At 43.8% G+C, this 17253-nt stretch carries 16 protein-coding genes; 6 read left to right on the forward strand and 10 right to left on the reverse strand.

Annotated elements, in window-relative coordinates; genetic code table 11:
• Nucleotides 1–77: 77 nt before the first annotated feature.
• A complete protein-coding gene (gene deoR, locus A3K86_RS04290) occupies nt 78–815 on the reverse strand; it encodes a DNA-binding transcriptional repressor DeoR (RefSeq protein ID WP_068328179.1) in 738 nt (245 codons plus the stop codon).
• Nucleotides 816–932: 117 nt separating this feature from the next.
• On the opposite strand from deoR, the gene A3K86_RS04295 reads away from it, so the two are divergent.
• The gene (locus tag A3K86_RS04295) at nt 933–1988 is read left to right on the forward strand and encodes an endonuclease/exonuclease/phosphatase family protein (RefSeq protein WP_068328180.1); all 1056 of its coding nucleotides are present in this window, start codon (nt 933–935) and stop codon (nt 1986–1988) included.
• Nucleotides 1989–2057: 69 nt separating this feature from the next.
• On the opposite strand, the gene A3K86_RS04300 is transcribed toward A3K86_RS04295, so the two are convergent.
• The 3 genes from A3K86_RS04300 to A3K86_RS04310 all read right to left on the reverse strand — a co-directional run bounded on the left by A3K86_RS04300 (nt 2058) and on the right by A3K86_RS04310 (nt 5662).
• Complete coding sequence (locus tag A3K86_RS04300; RefSeq protein ID WP_068328181.1) at nt 2058–3617, reverse strand: DEAD/DEAH box helicase; 1560 nt, start codon at nt 3615–3617, stop codon at nt 2058–2060.
• A 211-nt stretch (nt 3618–3828) separates the two neighbouring features.
• Nucleotides 3829–4479: a hypothetical protein gene (locus A3K86_RS04305; protein ID WP_068328183.1), complete on the reverse strand. Its 651-nt coding sequence runs from the start codon at nt 4477–4479 to the stop codon at nt 3829–3831.
• A gap of 157 nt (nt 4480–4636) precedes the next feature.
• Nucleotides 4637–5662 (reverse strand): alpha/beta hydrolase fold domain-containing protein, encoded by a 1026-nt coding sequence (locus A3K86_RS04310; protein WP_068328191.1) that lies wholly within the window; start codon nt 5660–5662, stop codon nt 4637–4639.
• Nucleotides 5663–5899: 237 nt separating this feature from the next.
• On the opposite strand from A3K86_RS04310, the gene A3K86_RS04315 reads away from it, so the two are divergent.
• Together A3K86_RS04315 and A3K86_RS04320 are read left to right on the forward strand one after the other, a co-directional pair.
• A complete protein-coding gene (locus tag A3K86_RS04315) occupies nt 5900–6655 on the forward strand; it encodes a glycerophosphodiester phosphodiesterase (RefSeq protein ID WP_068328205.1) in 756 nt (251 codons plus the stop codon).
• Nucleotides 6656–6879: 224 nt separating this feature from the next.
• Nucleotides 6880–8784, forward strand: a complete 1905-nt coding sequence (locus A3K86_RS04320; protein WP_068328207.1) for a bifunctional metallophosphatase/5'-nucleotidase — start codon at nt 6880–6882, stop codon at nt 8782–8784.
• A 111-nt stretch (nt 8785–8895) separates the two neighbouring features.
• Here A3K86_RS04320 and ald read toward each other — a convergent pair whose 3' ends face one another.
• On the reverse strand, nt 8896–10011 hold the full coding sequence (gene ald, locus A3K86_RS04325) for an alanine dehydrogenase (protein WP_068328214.1): 1116 nt from the start codon (nt 10009–10011) through the stop codon (nt 8896–8898).
• 591 nt (nt 10012–10602) lie between these two features.
• On the opposite strand from ald, the gene A3K86_RS04330 reads away from it, so the two are divergent.
• A complete protein-coding gene (locus A3K86_RS04330; protein WP_068328222.1) occupies nt 10603–10974 on the forward strand; it encodes a hypothetical protein in 372 nt (123 codons plus the stop codon).
• A 123-nt stretch (nt 10975–11097) separates the two neighbouring features.
• On the opposite strand, the gene A3K86_RS04335 is transcribed toward A3K86_RS04330, so the two are convergent.
• The 5 genes from A3K86_RS04335 to A3K86_RS04355 all read right to left on the reverse strand — a co-directional run bounded on the left by A3K86_RS04335 (nt 11098) and on the right by A3K86_RS04355 (nt 15250).
• Nucleotides 11098–11364: a hypothetical protein gene (locus A3K86_RS04335; protein WP_068328223.1), complete on the reverse strand. Its 267-nt coding sequence runs from the start codon at nt 11362–11364 to the stop codon at nt 11098–11100.
• A 96-nt stretch (nt 11365–11460) separates the two neighbouring features.
• Nucleotides 11461–11826, reverse strand: a complete 366-nt coding sequence (locus A3K86_RS04340; protein ID WP_068328230.1) for a DUF2799 domain-containing protein — start codon at nt 11824–11826, stop codon at nt 11461–11463.
• 55 nt (nt 11827–11881) lie between these two features.
• Entirely contained in the window at nt 11882–12526 is a 645-nt protein-coding gene (locus A3K86_RS04345) for an HAD family hydrolase (protein WP_068328232.1), read from the reverse strand.
• A gap of 399 nt (nt 12527–12925) precedes the next feature.
• Nucleotides 12926–14161 (reverse strand): organoarsenical effux MFS transporter ArsJ, encoded by a 1236-nt coding sequence (arsJ, locus tag A3K86_RS04350; RefSeq protein ID WP_068328234.1) that lies wholly within the window; start codon nt 14159–14161, stop codon nt 12926–12928.
• Between the two features lie 87 nt (nt 14162–14248).
• The gene (locus tag A3K86_RS04355) at nt 14249–15250 is read right to left on the reverse strand and encodes an ArsJ-associated glyceraldehyde-3-phosphate dehydrogenase (protein ID WP_068328236.1); all 1002 of its coding nucleotides are present in this window, start codon (nt 15248–15250) and stop codon (nt 14249–14251) included.
• A gap of 341 nt (nt 15251–15591) precedes the next feature.
• Here A3K86_RS04355 and pnuC point away from each other — a divergent pair, with 341 nt between their 5' ends.
• Together pnuC and A3K86_RS04365 are read left to right on the forward strand one after the other, a co-directional pair.
• Complete coding sequence (gene pnuC / locus A3K86_RS04360) at nt 15592–16332, forward strand: nicotinamide riboside transporter PnuC (RefSeq protein ID WP_068328238.1); 741 nt, start codon at nt 15592–15594, stop codon at nt 16330–16332.
• Nucleotides 16332–17075: a nucleoside phosphorylase gene (locus tag A3K86_RS04365; protein ID WP_068328240.1), complete on the forward strand. Its 744-nt coding sequence runs from the start codon at nt 16332–16334 to the stop codon at nt 17073–17075. Before pnuC ends, A3K86_RS04365 begins: the two co-directional genes overlap by 1 nt.
• Nucleotides 17076–17253: the final 178 nt, after the last annotated feature.

A 17253-nucleotide genomic window follows, 5' to 3' on the forward strand; every position in this document is an offset into this window, starting at 1 on the left:
CACTCAAAAATAAATCAAAGTACAAGTAGTTAATCTATCTATAACTTAACTCGTTACTTAACCAGTGACTTCGTTGGTTACTTAATGAGATATTCAGGTGGTAGCGCTTTGTCAGAAATAAAGTGATGCACCGCTGACAGAGGGCAAACAAAGGCCGATTTTACGACGCCTAACTTACTATGGTCAGCCGCTAAAACTACACTTGCTGTTTGTTTTATTGCCTTTCGCTTATAAGGTAACTCATTGAATGAATAACAAGTGATACCCTGTTCTGGGTCAACTCCCGCCGCCGAAATAAACACAGTATCAAAGCGAATATTATCAATTTCACTTTGCTCACTCAGCGGATAAAAGTTATTGAATTTGGGATCATAAGCCCCACCACACAACACCACTTGGCAGTTGGGTTTACGCTTCAAAGCGACAAAGATATTCATTGAGAAGCAAACCCCTGTAAACGGGATTTTATCGTCAATCGCTTGAATGATATGAACGATACTCGTGCCGTTATCAAAAAAGACAGTTTGGTTCTCAAGCACATGCTGCGCCGCTTTTTGACCTATCAGCTTCTTTTCTTCAACATGATTGGCACTTTGCTCATCTAAAAAGTAGCCACTATTTTGCGATCGCCCTTGTTTACGAACCACGTAACCGCCAATCAAGCTGACAAGCTCATTGGGCTCAGTAAAATCACGACGAATCGTCATTTCAGATACATTCAAGCTATCGGCTGCGGCTTTCAAATGTACCTTCTCGCGGCCAATGAGTAACTCTGCTAACTGCTTGATTCGTATTTCGCGTTTGGTCTCTGCCATCTAATGACTCATAATATACTTTGATAACAGTATATTAGTGAACTTTAAAACATTGGCATAGAGTCAAAGCGTGTCTCACTCCAAATAATCACAATACAAAACTTGGTTTTTAACCCAATGGCAAAAGACTTGCTTACAAAACAAACAATAATTGAAGATCGCTTTACCATCGCGACCTTCAACCTATTCAATTACATCGCCCCACCCGATGCTTTCTACGATTTTGAAAACATCTACAGCCTTCAAGAGTGGCAAAAGAAACAAGCGTGGATCAAACGTTACCTCTCGGCAGTCCAACCCGATATTATTGGCTTTCAAGAAGTCTTTAGCGCCAGTTCACTCGAAGAACTGGTTCATACCGAAGGATATGAGTATTTTGCAGTAGTTGATGAACCAAGCCTAGTTGATGACTACATCTACCAAGACCCAATTGTGGCTATTGCCTCACGCTTTCCCATTGTCGATGTTCAAGCAATTAAACCTTCAACAACTCATTTAATAGCAGCAGGTATCAGCACTGACTTTATCTTTAGCCGCCAACCGCTGCGTGCCACGATCACTATTCCGCACATCGGCAACTGCGATTGCTATGTCGTTCACTTCAAATCAAAACGGGCAACTGAGGTCAACTTCACAAGTGAACCGCCACTTCAAGTAGATGTAGTTGCGCATCATAATGCCTTGTTTGGAGAATGGCGTTCATCGATGCAACGCAGTAGTGAAGCTTTATTATTGAAAGCGGCGATTACAGAGCGAAGAGCCCAAACAGATCACCCTGTTGTGGTAATGGGTGATTTTAACGATGACCTATACAGTCCACTGTTAAACAATTTGCTTCTGACGATACCAACAGAAAACAAGACGAATGATGTAAGCTGCCCAAGCCTTCGTGATAGCTACTTTCAGTTAACCGACAGTTACCATCTTTACACGGCTACCGACAACGCACCTGCTGATACAAGTAGAGCGGCAACCCATTACTACTTCAATAAAGGCTCTGTGCTTGATTACATTTTATTGTCAGATGAGTTCGATGCCCAATGCTTAACGAGCCTCTATGAAGTGGCGAATTACCACACAGAAGATCGCCACTTGATTAACCCCATCTTCGATAAAGATAGCCACAGCACAGATCACGCCGTCGTTAGCATTGAGCTCAAACTGAGAAATTAGTTTTCAAGCAGGTACAAAAAAGCCCACAAGCGAATGAACTTGTGGGCTTTTTCTTCAATCTAGCACGGTTTAGCGTGACTGATTACGGCTACCTGACGGGCGACGTGAACCACGAGATGCATCGCCACGAGGTTTCTCATCACTCATGCGGCGTGGTTTCTTACCTGCATTATTTGCTGGTTTGCTCTTGCCTCTTGGCTTCTCATCACGGTTAAACTTATCTTTACCGTGCGCTTTACTTTGGGCATTGCCATGAGTATTTGCCTTGCCTTTACCAGCCGGTTTCGCCTTACCATGACCTTGGCCTTGCTTACCGTTCGGTTTAGCACCAGATCTGGTGTTTTGCTTACCACCAGCATGCTTCACGTTCTTATCTTTCGGCTGGTGACCACTTGCGTTTTCACCTGAACGCTGACCATCTTGATGGTTTTTCTTCGGCTTTTTCGGTTTCTTAGGCTTAATTGGTCGTGTATCCAGTTTAGAGGCAGGTAGCGGGTTTACCGGCTCATAACCTTCAACAACTTCACGATCGATCACTTTCTGGATCAAGCGCTCGATAGCTTGCAGTTCTTTATATTCGTCCGCACACACCAAAGAAATAGCATGACCATCTGCTCCAGCACGACCAGTACGACCAATACGGTGAACATAGTCTTCAGACACATGTGGCAAGTCAAAGTTAACCACTTGTGGTAATTGATCGATATCGATACCACGCGCAGCAATATCAGTTGCCACTAGAATGCTGATTTCACCACTCTTTAAGTTTGCCAACGCTTTAGTTCGTGCACCTTGGCTCTTGTTACCGTGGATAGCCGCAGCTTTAATGCCTTTCTTCTCTAGGAAACCCGTTAGGCGGTTAGCACCGTGTTTAGTACGGGTAAATACCAATGCTTGCTGCCAATTATTCTGTTTAATTAGCTTAGCCAGTACCGCAGATTTTTTACTTTTATCAACCGGGTGAACTGACTGTTTAACGGTTTTCGCCGTTGAGTTTCGTGGTGTAACGGAAATCTCAACCGGGTTATTAACCAAGCCTTTCGCTAAATCACGGATCTCTTCTGAAAAAGTCGCTGAGAACAATAAGTTTTGACGCTGTTTAGGCAAGATCGCCAAGATCTTACGGATATCACGAATGAAGCCCATGTCCAACATACGGTCAGCTTCATCAAGTACTAGCACTTCAAGCTGATTAAATCGCACCGCATTCTGTTGGTACAAATCAAGCAAACGACCCGGTGTTGCTACCAACACATCCGCGCCCTGACGCATACGCATCATTTGTGGGTTCACTTTCACACCACCGAAAACAACAGCTGAAGTCAGTGGTAAGTGCTTAGAATATGCCGCTACATTTTCTGCTACCTGTGCAGCAAGCTCACGCGTTGGCGTTAAGATCAATGCACGTACTTGATTTGATTTAACACGTGGACCTTGTGAAAGTCGTTGCAAAATTGGCAACGTAAAACCCGCTGTCTTACCTGTCCCTGTTTGCGCCGCTGCCATCACATCCTTGCCTTCCAATACCGCAGGAATAGCCTGCGCCTGAATCGGTGATGGTGTTTGGTAACCTTGTGTGGCAACCGCTTTTAAAAGAGGGGCTGATAAGCCCAAAGAGTCAAAACTCATATATTCACTTATTATCATGCTTCATCGTGAAACCAGCTCACGACGGGGGCGTGTAGGATACAGTAATATCACTGTCTGTGCTGAAGTTATTCTAACTCACAGCATAATAAGTATTGGGCGCTTACGTTTTCCAAAGAAAAACGAATAAAAAATGGGGCGCAGTCAAAACTGCGCCCCATGCTATGAGTGTGAACTTATAACTTATTTTGCTCTAATCGACAAAACGCTCTGGCGAAACCTTAATCATTTTCTCTACACGCTGATTCGGCTCTTCTGCCATAGCTTGATCCTCACCATGAATATAATAAGACAGTAAAATTTCATTATTAGACTCAAAGCCAGCATCCACTTTCAACTCAGCGAGTTTCACTCTATCACCAACAAAGTAAGTATCTAGGTGTGTGACTTTTTTCGCCCCATGATCAAGATAGAACAAGCCAAGATAGTCAAATCGACCCGAGCCCTGATTAGATACCCAGAATGGAATCGCAAACACCATGCCTTTATCAACATTGATCGATGCAAAATTCAACGGCAGTAAGTTCTGAGCATTAAGCCCAATTTGACCACGCTCTTCGCCATATTCATAATCGCCCTTGGCGTACAGCTTCTTCCCTAGCCACTCAAGATCCGTTAGCGTGACTTTCACTTTTGAGCCCGGCAAATCGATGTTCCAGTCATGATTAGTTTTGTAACTAAACATCATCATCATTACTTTGCTTTGATTCGACGATAACGTAGCAATCACATCACCATTTGGCCCATATAGCTCAACGTCATCTGCCATATTGGTACGGTAAAAATTCACCGCAGCACCGCCAATTGCTAATACAACCACCAGCAATAAAATTTTTCTAACCACAATCACTCCTAACTCACCGTTTAATTAATAACGTGTACATTTGTGAGTCTTAAGAACATAGATTAATGACAAACATAGAAGATATACAAGGATGATAAAATCATCCCTTTTGACCCACGCAAAACAAAGCCGTACGTTTTAGTGCGGCTCGCAAGCGCTATTGTGTCACTGGTAAGTGAGTATTGAGGAAGCTTGCCATCTTTTTACGCGCCAACTTAGCTTCTGGAATACTGAACGAGTAAGCTTGGAAAACGTGCCACATTCCCTCGTAAATATCTAACTTAGCTTCACCGCCATGACTATCAATGGCTTGATACAAACGTACGGCATTACTAAGGAAGATTTCTTTGGTACCGGCTTGAATTAGAGTGGGTGGGAACGGCTTGCTGTAATCACCATACACTGGCGACACATACGGATGTTTTTGATCTTTAACATCTGCATAAGCATCTGCTGACGGCTTCAATAGCAGATCGTAACGATATAACGGCTCAGCATCTTTTAGGGTCTGATAAGTATCACCCGTTTCTGTAATATCAGACCAAGGCGACCAAAGCACCACTGCCGCAGGTAAAATCATGCCTAAATCGCGCATTTTCAAAACAGCACCTGCAGCCAAACCACCACCAGCCGAGTCACCGTAAATCGCAACATCAGACATTTTATAGCCCTGCTCTGTCAGCGCTTTCATTACTGCAACCACTTGGTCTGTAATGGTTTCGTACTTAGCATGCGGCGCTAATGTGTAGTCAACTGAAATGACGCGTAGTCCAGTATCTGCTGCAACAGGCACGCAACTCGCAAGCGACGATTCTGCGGTATAACCTGTGTAAGCGCCACCATGGGTATACACCAGCACTTTACCATTGTCTTGCCAGCCCTTAGGTTTAACATCAAGCACAGGCACACCACCCAGCTCTAACGCCTTCACTTCTGGGCGATACATTTCAATAGCAGCCTGATTCAGAGGAACGACATCTTCGTCAGATTTTTTCTGTAGTGCTTTCCACCCTTCAACACTCAGGTTATGCGGGATCGCCATAGTATCTTTGGCTTCTTTAGAAAAACCCTTCGCTAAAAACGCTTGCCCTTCTTTCGAGATTGTTGAAGGAACATAAAAATCGTTCGCCAGAATTCCAGTACTAATCAGTGATAGCCCCAACGCAACTAAGGAACGCTTCATATTATACCTAATCACTTGACAAAAAATTCAACATCAAACCATGCTATCACACCTCTCAATCTTTGCTTATGTGAATGTTAACGGTGTGATTGATGTCAATATTTTCATTTATATCAATGAATAAGATTTGCTCTAACAATCACCTCTTTGCTGCTTTAAATTAATGCGGTGCATACAAATTGTCATAAGTTGCAGATACACTATCCCATCTACATTTAACTAAAGTCGCCACCAAGAATGAACTCAAATACCGCTCTCTCAAATCACACGATCTCCGGTCATCGTGGCGCTCGTGGCTTAGCGCCTGAAAATACACTGGTTGGCATTCAACTCGCAGCCCATCACGGGGCAACTTGGGTGGAAATGGATGTGCAGCTAACCGCGGATCTCGTGCCTGTGATGCAGCATGACCGCACTATTAATCGCTGCACTAACGGACGTGGTAGCCTTCATAAAAAAACACTCTCGGCACTCCAAGCCTTTGATGCCAGTCAAGGCTATAAAGGCGACAACGCTGCAGAGTTTGCCGATCAAATCGTTCCCACACTTGAGCAAGCACTGAATGCGTGTCTAAAGCACAACCTTAGTATGAACCTTGAGATCAAAGTGCATCGTAAGGCAGATGAGCGCCCTTTAGTCGAGCAAGTGGTGAAAACCGTAAAAGCGATGAATTTCCCATTGGATAAACTGGTATTTTCCAGCTTTTCACTTGGTGTTCTGACTTACTGTAAAACCTTATTCCCTGAAGTACGTCGTGGCTTAATCACCTCTCGCCATATCCGTAACATGATGGAAAAAGCAACACAGCTTGAGCTTTTCAGTATTCATTATGATCAGAGCAAACTTACGCAAAGTACGGCTCAGAAAATTAAAGCAGCAGGGCTTGAGCTTCACATTTGGACATTAAATGATCCCGAGCAAGCAGCCATGTTTCGTGGCTGGGGAGTAGATAACATCATCACTGACTACCCTGATCTATTTCAAGGCAAGTAATCAGCTCAGCATTCTAATGCCAACCGTTTTCGCTGGTTGATTACGCTAAAAATAAAGTCAAACTCAACTTATCTCACTATTTTAATAAACTTGTAGTGAGATAATCCTCACATTGTGAGCGTCATAGAAATCTTGTTGCATTAAATTAGTGACAAGCATCACCTTAAGTTATTGAATCCACAACTAACATAGCGCCGATTATTTTAATAATGGAACGCTATTAAATGAAAAAGCCGTTACTAACTTCTGCAATCCTACTCGCGCTAAGTGGCTCTGCATTTGCAGCCGATGGCGATATTGTCGACGTGACTATCCTCGGAACATCAGATATCCATGGCCATTTTATGCCATGGGACTACGCCAGCGATAAGCTCAATATGCGTGGTAGCTTGAGTCAAATCGCGACCAAGGTGAAACAAATCCGTGAAGAACAGGCTAACGTTATTTTGGTTGATGCTGGCGATACGATTCAGGGCAACTTTGTTGAAACATTCAAAGATGAACCTGTAGACCCTATGATGCTGGGCTTCAATGAAATGCAGTATGATGTTTGGGTGTTGGGTAACCACGAATTCGACTTTGGTTTAAAAGTGCTAAACCGTTCGCTGACTCAGTTTGAAGGTCAATCTTTAGGTGGCAACATCAAGCGTGCTGATGGCAACCCTTTCTTACCTGCGCACACTATTATCGAGCGTAACGGCATTAAAATTGGTGTGATTGGGATGGATACGCCAATGACCCAAGTTTTCGCTGAAGGCACTAACCGCCTTGGCGGTGTGACTTTCACTAACCCCACTTTGGAAGTGAAGAAAGTCATCAAACAAATCGATGACCAAGTTGATGCCATCGTGCTCGTGGCTCACATGGGGCTAGATAACGAAAACAACATTGAAAATACGGGTGTAACTGACATTGCTAATGCCAACCCAGAGCTCGATGCCATTGTTGCCGGTCACATGCACACCCGTATCGATAAGGCGACGGTTAACGGCGTGATCATCACCGAGCCTGACAAATACGGTCGTGCCCTATCTCGTATCGATCTGCAATTTGAAGAACGTGATGGCAAATACACCCTAGTAAACAAAGACAGCTTCACCTACAAGATTAAAGGTGTCGATTCTGATCAAAAAATGGAAAGCTTATACGCGCCATACCATAAACGCCTTCGTGAAAACGCAAACCGTGTGATTGCTGAACTCACCGGGACCGATTTAGTGCCTGAAAATGAAATCAAAGGCATTCCGCAAGTTCACATTCAAGATACTGGCATCAGTGCTTTGTACCAAGAAGCCAGCATGCACTACGCACCAATGGCGAACGTGATCGCACTGCAAATCGACAACGATAAAGCCGAGTTAGATGTAGGTAAAATCAAAGCCAAAGACATTGCTTATAACTACCAATACGCTGGTGGTGAAATCACAGTTTATGAAATGACGGGTAAAGAACTGAAGACCTACATGGAATGGTCTGCTGGCTACTTTAACAGCGTTAAAGATGGCGATGTAACCTACAGCTTTAACCCAGAGCGCCGTGCATCAAAATACTCAACCAATGACTTCTTTGCTGGCGTGACTTACACCATCGACTTAACACAGCCTGCTGGTCAACGTATTAAAGATCTTAAGTTTGCTGACAACAGCATGATCACAGATACCACCCCAATTCGAATTGGCATGAACAGCTACCGTATGGGTCATTTAACCAAAGCAGGTGGCGTGTTAGAAGGTCGTAGCTTCCCTGTCTTATTTGATACTGAAGAAAAATATGGTGAAGAAGACGGTACGATTCGTAACCTTACCATCCGTTATTTGACTGAAGTGAAGAAAGGTCAGTACCAAGGTAAGCCAATGCACCGCTGGCACTTAGCGGGTCTAGAAGGCTTTGCGAAAGAAGCGAAAATCGTAAAAGACTTGATCAACACAGGCAAAATCACGGTACCGACAAGTGAAGATGGTCGTTACACCAACGTGGCGTCAATCAATGTGAAAGACAAGCTATTTGCTGATAACGCTAAAATGGAAAAAGCGCTAAGCCAATTAACCACTAAGCTAGCGAACGCAACTACAGAGTCAGAAAAAACAGCCATCGAGCGAGATATCACGTTAATTAAAGCACTTAACTAATCATATCCCTTGAGAAATTATTGAACTGAAAACAAAATCCCCGCTTCTATGGAAGCGGGGATTTTTTATCTAGCCAACGTTCTTTCATCGCAATGGCTTTTGCCGTTGTGATTAAGCCAGTGCAGCTTCAGGTGTTACGTATGGTAGGTCTAATGCTTCAGATACTTCTTCACATGTGATTTGACCACGGTATACGTTCAAGCCATTGAGTAGATGTTTGTCATCTTTCAGTGCTTGTTTGTAGCCTTTGTCTGCTAGTTGAAGAATGTATGGAAGCGTTACGTTGTTTAGTGCGAATGTTGACGTACGTGCAACCGCGCCTGGCATATTCGCAACACAGTAGTGAACAACGTCATCAACAATGTAAGTTGGCTCACTGTGTGTGGTCGCGTGAGACGTTTCAACACAACCACCTTGGTCGATAGCAACATCAACAATGGCTGCGCCTGGTTTCATCGCTTTAATCATTTCAGCAGTGACTAGTTTCGGTGCAGCTGCACCTGCTACAAGTACGCCACCAATCACAAGGTCAGCTTCTAGTACGTGTTTCTCGATAGCATCTTTAGTTGAGAATACACACTGAACATCGCCACCAAACTGAGCATCTAGCTGACGTAGTACATCAATATTACGGTCAAGTACTACAACGTTAGCGCGAAGGCCTACTGCCATTTGTGCAGCATTTGCACCTACAACACCACCGCCGATGATAACCACTTTTGCAGGTTCAACGCCCGGTACACCACCAAGTAGCATGCCGCGACCACCTTTCGATTTCTCAAGTGCAAAAGCACCCGCTTGAATCGACATACGACCTGCAACTTCTGACATTGGCGCTAGAAGTGGTAGACGTCCTTTATCATCAGTCACTGTTTCGTATGCAATACATACCGCTTTGCTGTTGATAAGGTCAATTGTTTGTTCTGGGTCTGGGGCAAGGTGAAGGTAAGTAAAGAGGATTTGACCTTCACGAAGCATTGCACGCTCTACGGCTTGCGGTTCTTTTACTTTGACAATCATTTCAGCTTCTGCGAATACCGCTTCAGCTGTTGGCAAAATCTGAGCACCAGCGTCAATGAAGTCCTGATCACTGAAGCCAATTCCTGAACCCGCTTGTGTTTCAACATACACTTTATGGCCATGCGATACTGCTTCACTTACAGATGCTGGAACCATACCTACACGGTATTCATGAACTTTAATTTCCTTAGGTACGCCAATAATCATCTTTAGTTTCCTTGCTGCCTTGTTTAAAAGTTATATACACAATAATGAAAAAAACTCGGAATGTGGCACCAAATTTTAACCAAAACACAACAAATGCATCCGATATTTTATTCCAAAGCAGCATAATCAACCAACTTTGAGCTCAGTCACACTAGAAAACATCAACTTTTCACCACAAGTTAGACCAGACAACTAACTTTGAGTCATTTAGTAGTCAGTAAATCTACAGTGAATATATAAAACCTCATTCATTAACTACATAAATGGCATTTGCGACTAGCAAAAATCCCCTTTTATACCTCACCAAACGGGACAATATTCGAATTTAGCAATTGAGCGAGTTATAAACACCAATCCACAAAGGCTTTTCACACTTTCATCAAGCATGTGAAATTTTCATCTAGTTAACATAAAAGCAACCAACCACTTCTTAAACATCCCCTACTGCCGTCATTCTTATTACAAATAGAAGAATAATGCTCCTGATTAGATAAAAACTAATAAATTTCATATTAAACCTCTTGGATCATACAGCCTCTTAATGATATAAATCCGCCATTCAACAAGTTCAACAACAAATCAAGGTGTAACATGAAAACAAAACTACTAATGTTAGCTGCTGTGATGTCACTAACAGGTTGTGAAGCCTACAACATGGTTCAAGCGGGTCGTATTGCTGCTGACTATAATATTCTTGCTGGCCAAGGTGCTGCAGTATTCAACTCTCAAAATGGCTCCCAGTACCTAATCCCTAAACCATACAACGAAGAACACCCTAGAATGCTGGTGTGTTACACCAACGGTGGTCTTTTTGGTTCTAAAGATGAAGCGCCGCTACGTGACGTAGGTAACGAATACCTTGAGATAAATCGTCCTGGCTTCCACCTAGGTGAAGGTGTTGAGCGTTCAGGTACATGGGATAGCCGTACTTGTTACGATTTCGAAATTCAACCTAACGTATAACATCGCCATAATCTAAGTAGCAAGTAGTCAAACCTTACTGCGAAAGTCATTTTTATTGCGTTATAAAAAAACCACCGTATATAACGGTGGTTTTTTATCAAACTCGTGAAGCAATCAGTAAAATTACTCTTCAAAGTCCCAAGGCATATCGGGTAGTGCGTCTAAGTTCTCGCTGTAACGCTTAAGATCGAAAGAGCCTTCATTCTTCGCTACATCAAAAACTTCAACTGATAGTGCACAAGCCATCATCTCAATCGCTTCGTCACGCGGAGTTCCCGTCATCACCAAACGCATTAGCGTTTCTTTGACTTTAACTGGATTACCGTCTTCAAGTTGATTTTTTACTGTTTCAACAAGCATTTCGCCTGTCATTGTGTCTTCGTTTTGCATAACTCGCCTGTTTAGCTAACCTAAAGCAATACGCTTTTAGGTTCGTTCATACCAAATCGCTTTGGTAACTCATTAGTATCTGTTGATTGATATTTGTTAGAACCCACGCCCTGCTCGGCTCGTGCGCCCATTTATGTAATCTTGACGGAATGTCCAATCAAGCTTGTCGCAAATACCACGATAGGGTTCATTCTTAACTCCCAACATCACCGCATTTTGCGAACAATACTCCTTCCGCCCAAGTTCATAGCCGTCACTGTATGCTTGATAACTCGCGCTTTGCAACGACTGTAATGTATCTCGTCCTTTGAGGTTTTGCTCAGAGTCTTTGATCATACCAGCCAGTGCGACTTCATAACCATACTCTTTCCATTCATCATCTGATTTAAACGCCAAATCAGGTTGAAGTGCACAACCGCTGAGCACAAGCCCAACAACAACAGATAAAATCCACTTTTTCATACTGTCTCCTTAATGCTTTGTGTCAACCTGTTCAACGCATGACGAATCTCGCGTGTTACGCAATCATCTTACTGAGCAAGATTTTCGCCTCATCCATCGATGCGAAAGAATCATGCACATCCAAATCCCACTGTGGTTGATTTGGGTTGACCAAAATAGTCGGTAGCCCTGCAGACAGCGAAGATGTCGCGCCTGTCAGGCTGTCTTCTACTGCAATTACATTTTGTGGCTTTTCATTTAATTGGCTACAAGCCAATTGGTAAATTTCAGGTGAAGGCTTGTTGTTTTTCACATCTTGCCCTGTCACTACACCATCAAACAGGGATAGCCAACCAAGACGATCAAGAATGCCTTCTACATACTCTCGCGGTGAACCAGTCACCACCATCAATGGACACTGCCCATGAAGATGCTTTAGCGCAGCATCCACACCTGGCATCGCGGGAATATGCCCTTTCATCAACATTTCTCGGGTTAGGAGTTCCATTTCTTGCACAATATGGAGAACCTCATGTTGTAGTGAGAACTGCTCTTTCATCGCCACTGCCACTTTAGGCCAAGGCAAACCCGCATACTGATCAAGAAAATGAGGTTGTGACATAACGCCACCAATGGAGTTGATGTAATCCGCCCAGTTTTGCGCGTGGAAAACTTCTGAATCGATGAGCGTGCCATCAAAGTCGAAACAAATCGCCTGCATAGTGTCGCCTATTATTATTTTCGCCCTACTCTTTAAGCTTAACTTATCCCAAGGGCGGGTTAACCAATTATTCGATGCAAAGTGCGCAGCTTAGAAAAGGCGGCATGCACTGGATTTCTGGTACTAGATTGCTCGTACTTAGCTATTTAGTAATAACAACATGGTAAGAGTTCGCTCAATCAAAGTCATCACATTGCTGCGATCTTTCGACCGCGCTCAGATACCCAAGCTGTAACCGCGATAAACCATCAATATCAAGCGCTTCAACTATTCATTGAATTAAGCATCAAAAAATAAAAGAGAGGGAAAGCGCTCACCTTCCCTCTCTTTTGTAACTCACTTTCACAGACTGGATGACGCGACTGGTTTACTTCATTACTAGCTTATTGCTTAGCGTGATTAAGACGCCGCATTCAATGACTTGCTATGACGTGGTAGACCTATTGAAATCAACGTTGTGATCACCAAGAAACCAAACGAGACCCACAGGCAAGCTGCCAAACCTGAGGTTTGATATACCCAACCAGAAAGTACGGTGCCAATCAAACGTCCCATCGCATTCGCCATGTAGTAAAAGCCAACATCAAGTGACACGCCATCGCCTTTGGCATAGCTCACAATCAAGTAAGAATGAAGTGAGGAGTTCACCGCGAACACAGCACCGAACAGTAACAAACCGAATACGATGGTAAATTGCGGTTGCCATTCTTGCTGAACACCAAACGCCACAGCGCCAGTGATCATGGCAAGACCAGCCACCCACAACATTGCAGCTCGTCCATCAGGTACTACACCACTGGCTTTACCCGTAATACGCGGCGCAAAGCCTTGAACAAAGCCGTAAGCAATCACCCATAAAGCAAGGAAGCCTCCCACCCACAGGTGGTCCCACCCAAACACTTGCCCTAAGTAAATCGGCAACGCGACCACAAACCAAACGTCACGAGCACCAAACAAAAACATACGCGCCGCTGACAAAATATTAATGCCGCGACTTTTCGAGAAGATCTCACGAAACTTAATGGCTTTTTTCGCCTTACCTAGGTCTTTTTCTAACCATGTTAGGCTCATAAGCAGTACCACTGTCAGTACCGCAGCCATCAGTAACACCGCCCCTTTAAAGCCAATCAGCGCCAGTAATACACCACCAAGGAAGAAACCTGCACCTTTCAAGGCATTTTTAGATCCCGTTAGGATCGCAATCCATTTATATAAAGCACCTTGTTGCTCATCTGGCACTAAAGTCTTGATGGCACTCTTTGCGCTCATCTTGTTAAGGTCTTTAGCGATCCCCGACATTGCTTGCGCCAACATCACCCACAACACGGTTAAGTATTCCGCAGGCACTGCGAGCATAACTAAGGCGACAATTTGCATTGCCAAACCAATGTTCATGGTGCGATTAAGCCCAAGCTTAGCGCCTAACCAACCACCGATTAAATTGGTAACAACACCAAAAATCTCGTAGAACAAAAACAGCGAAGCGATTTGAAGTGGCGAATAACCTAACTGATGGAAATGCAACACCACCAGCATACGCAGAGCGCCATCTGTCAGGGTGAAATTCCAATAGTTAAAGGTCACCAACATATACTGGCGAACTTGTTGAGGTAAGCGGGATATGGTCGCAATCATGGCTTTGCCTTTTACATCAATAGGAAGCCTGCGAGCGCTGACTTCCTTTTCTCATTATTTACTTATTCGTTTGCTTCATTAATAAAGTTACGCGCCAACTTTACGAATAAGCTCAGCCGTACGTGTTGCGTAGCCCATTTCGTTATCGTACCAAGCGTACACTTTTACCATGCGCTCATTAACAACCATGGTTGAAAGCGCATCCACAACCGTTGAACGTTGATCGCCTTTGTAGTCGATCGATACCAGTGGACGCTCTTCATAACCTAGAATGCCCGCTAACTCACCTTCTGCCGCTTCTTTTAGCAGTGCATTTACTTCTTCGGCTGTTGTATCGCGCTCAACATCAAAAATGATGTCGGTTAACGATGCATTGGCAAGCGGAACACGCACAGCGTGACCATTAATCTTACCTTCAAGCTCAGGGAAAATTTCAACAATAGCTTTAGCCGAACCAGTGGTGGTTGGAATTAAGCTCATCCCACATGCACGCGCACGGCGAAGGTCTTTATGTGGCGCATCTAAGATGGTTTGAGTATTGGTAAGGTCATGAATGGTAGTAAATGAAGATTGCTTAATACCCAATTTTTCGTGGATCACTTTTACCACTGGCGCAATACAGTTAGTGGTACAAGACGCAGCAGTTACAATGCGGTGCATTTCAGGATCATAAAGATCGTCATTCACACCCACAACGACATTCAGCACGCCCTCTTCTTTCACCGGTGCCGATACCACAACACGCTTTACGCCTTGATCTAGGTACTTTTGCAGCAGTGACTTCTTACGGTGTACACCTGTCGCTTCCAGCACCACGTCACAGCCAGACCAATCAATCGCATCAATGTCGCGCTCTTGAGTACAACGAATACGCTGATTGCCATTAACGACAATTTCATTACCTTCTGAGGTGACATGATGATTCCAACGACCTTGTACAGAATCAAACTCAAGTAGGTGACCCAATGTCGCGGCATCGCCTGCTACATCATTAATTTGCACAAACTCTACATCTTGCCAATCAAATGCAGCACGTAATGCTAAACGACCAATACGTCCAAAACCGTTAATACCTACTTTAATAGCCATGTGATTCCCTTTTCGAGATTAAGAAGCAATAGTTAAGATATGCGGATTATCATATATATGATTTTGCAGATATACAAACCTTATCGAGCCTATCGACTGATCTTTTTTTGATCATGTGTAAAAACAAGAGACTAAAAAATAACAGAGAGGCACAGATACCTTTAAACATAGCTTTTGAACACCTCCCCTCCAAGATGAATGTGTGTGCACCCATTCATCAAGCCATGAGATAATTTTCAAAACATGAAGGTTGCCAATGCTAGTCGGACAAATGTCCTTAAGATAATAAAAGCAATTTCCTACACTAGCGCCATACCAATAATCACCCAAGGACATGCATGATGGACTTTATCGCTTGGTTCGATATCAATAACACCCTTATCAACATCCCTATTGGTGGCGGCTACGCTATGTCGTGGATTGAAGCCATCGGAACAATTTTTGGTTTACTGTGTATTTGGAATGCCAGCCAAGAAAAAACGATTAACTACTTATTTGGCCTAATTAATGTCACGTTGTTTGCCATCATTTTTTACCAAATCCAGCTATATGGCATTTTGCTACTGCAACTATTTTTCTTTTGCGCCAACCTTTATGGTTGGTACGCATGGACTAGACCTGCATCAGAAAATGGCGACATGCTTGAAGTACGTTGGCTCAGCAAACAAAAACTGTCTTACACGGTTGCAGTGAGTGTGCTAGCCATAGGTCTCATGACCATTTACATCGACCCATTCTTCTTAGCACTCGCCAATATTAGCGTCGATGGCCTAAACCTGTTGGGTGCAGACTTAGCCCGCCCAACGCTAGAACCTGATGCATTCCCATTTTGGGATTCTGTTATGACCGTGCTTTCTGTGGTAGCCCAAATCTTAATGACCCGTAAATATGTTGAAAACTGGATTTTATGGGTCGTGATTAACATCATCAGCGTCGGTATTTATGCCGCTCAAGGAGTGTATGCACTCTCTATCGAATACGCTATTTTGCTATTCATTGCGATGAACGGTACACGTACATGGATGGGTACCGCAAAACAGAATCAAACTAAAACAACTGAAACAGCAAACGAGTTAGCGTAATGAGTAACAATGCCCAACAACCCCATATCGCTGTCGGTATTGCTGATGTATCAGAAAAAGTGATCGTCTGTGGCGAGCCCGATAGAGTCGATCGAATCGCAACGTTACTCGACAACAGCGAACAACTCGCTAACAACCGTGAATACCGAATTGTTAGCGGTGACTACCAAGGCCAAAAAATCACTGTGTGCAGTACTGGTATAGGGGCTCCTTCAGCCATCATTGCACTAGAAGAATTAGCCATGTGTGGTGCAAAGTATCTGATTCGCGTTGGATCGGCAGGTGCATTACAAAGTCACATTCAGCTAGGTGAATTGATTGTTGCCGAAGGGGCTGTGCGTGATGAAGGGGGCTCTAAAGCCTATATCACTGACACTTACCCTGCTGTTGCGAGCCGTGCTTTAACAACAGGGATAGAAGGTTATTTGCGCCAACATAACTACCCGACCCATTACGGCATAGTGCGTTCGCACGACAGTTTCTACACTGACGATGAAGAAACACTCTGCGAACGCTGGAATCGTAAAGGTATACTAGGTGCAGACATGGAAACATCGGCTTTATTCACGGTAGGAAGACTACGCGGCCTGCAAGTGGCCTCAATTTTGAATAATGTTGTGCTTTACCAGCAAGATGTTCAAGAGGGTGTCAGTGAGTATGCCAATGCAAATGACACCATGCAGAAAGGTGAATTAATGGCTGCAAAAGCCGCTTTATCTGCACTGTGCAACATGACGCCATAATCACATAGCGATAACAAAGCACATAAAGCTCAGATTTTCTGGGCTTTATGTATTCTAATAAGAAAACAGTGTCCCTCTATCTGTGCGGGTCCTTATATCTGTGATCTTTGCAACATTGCGGCTCTACTGATACATGTATCATTTCGCAACCTCCTTAGCTCTCATCTCCGTTTCATCA

Source organism: Photobacterium jeanii, assembly GCF_001650345.1.
GTDB lineage: Bacteria > Pseudomonadota > Gammaproteobacteria > Enterobacterales > Vibrionaceae > Photobacterium > Photobacterium jeanii.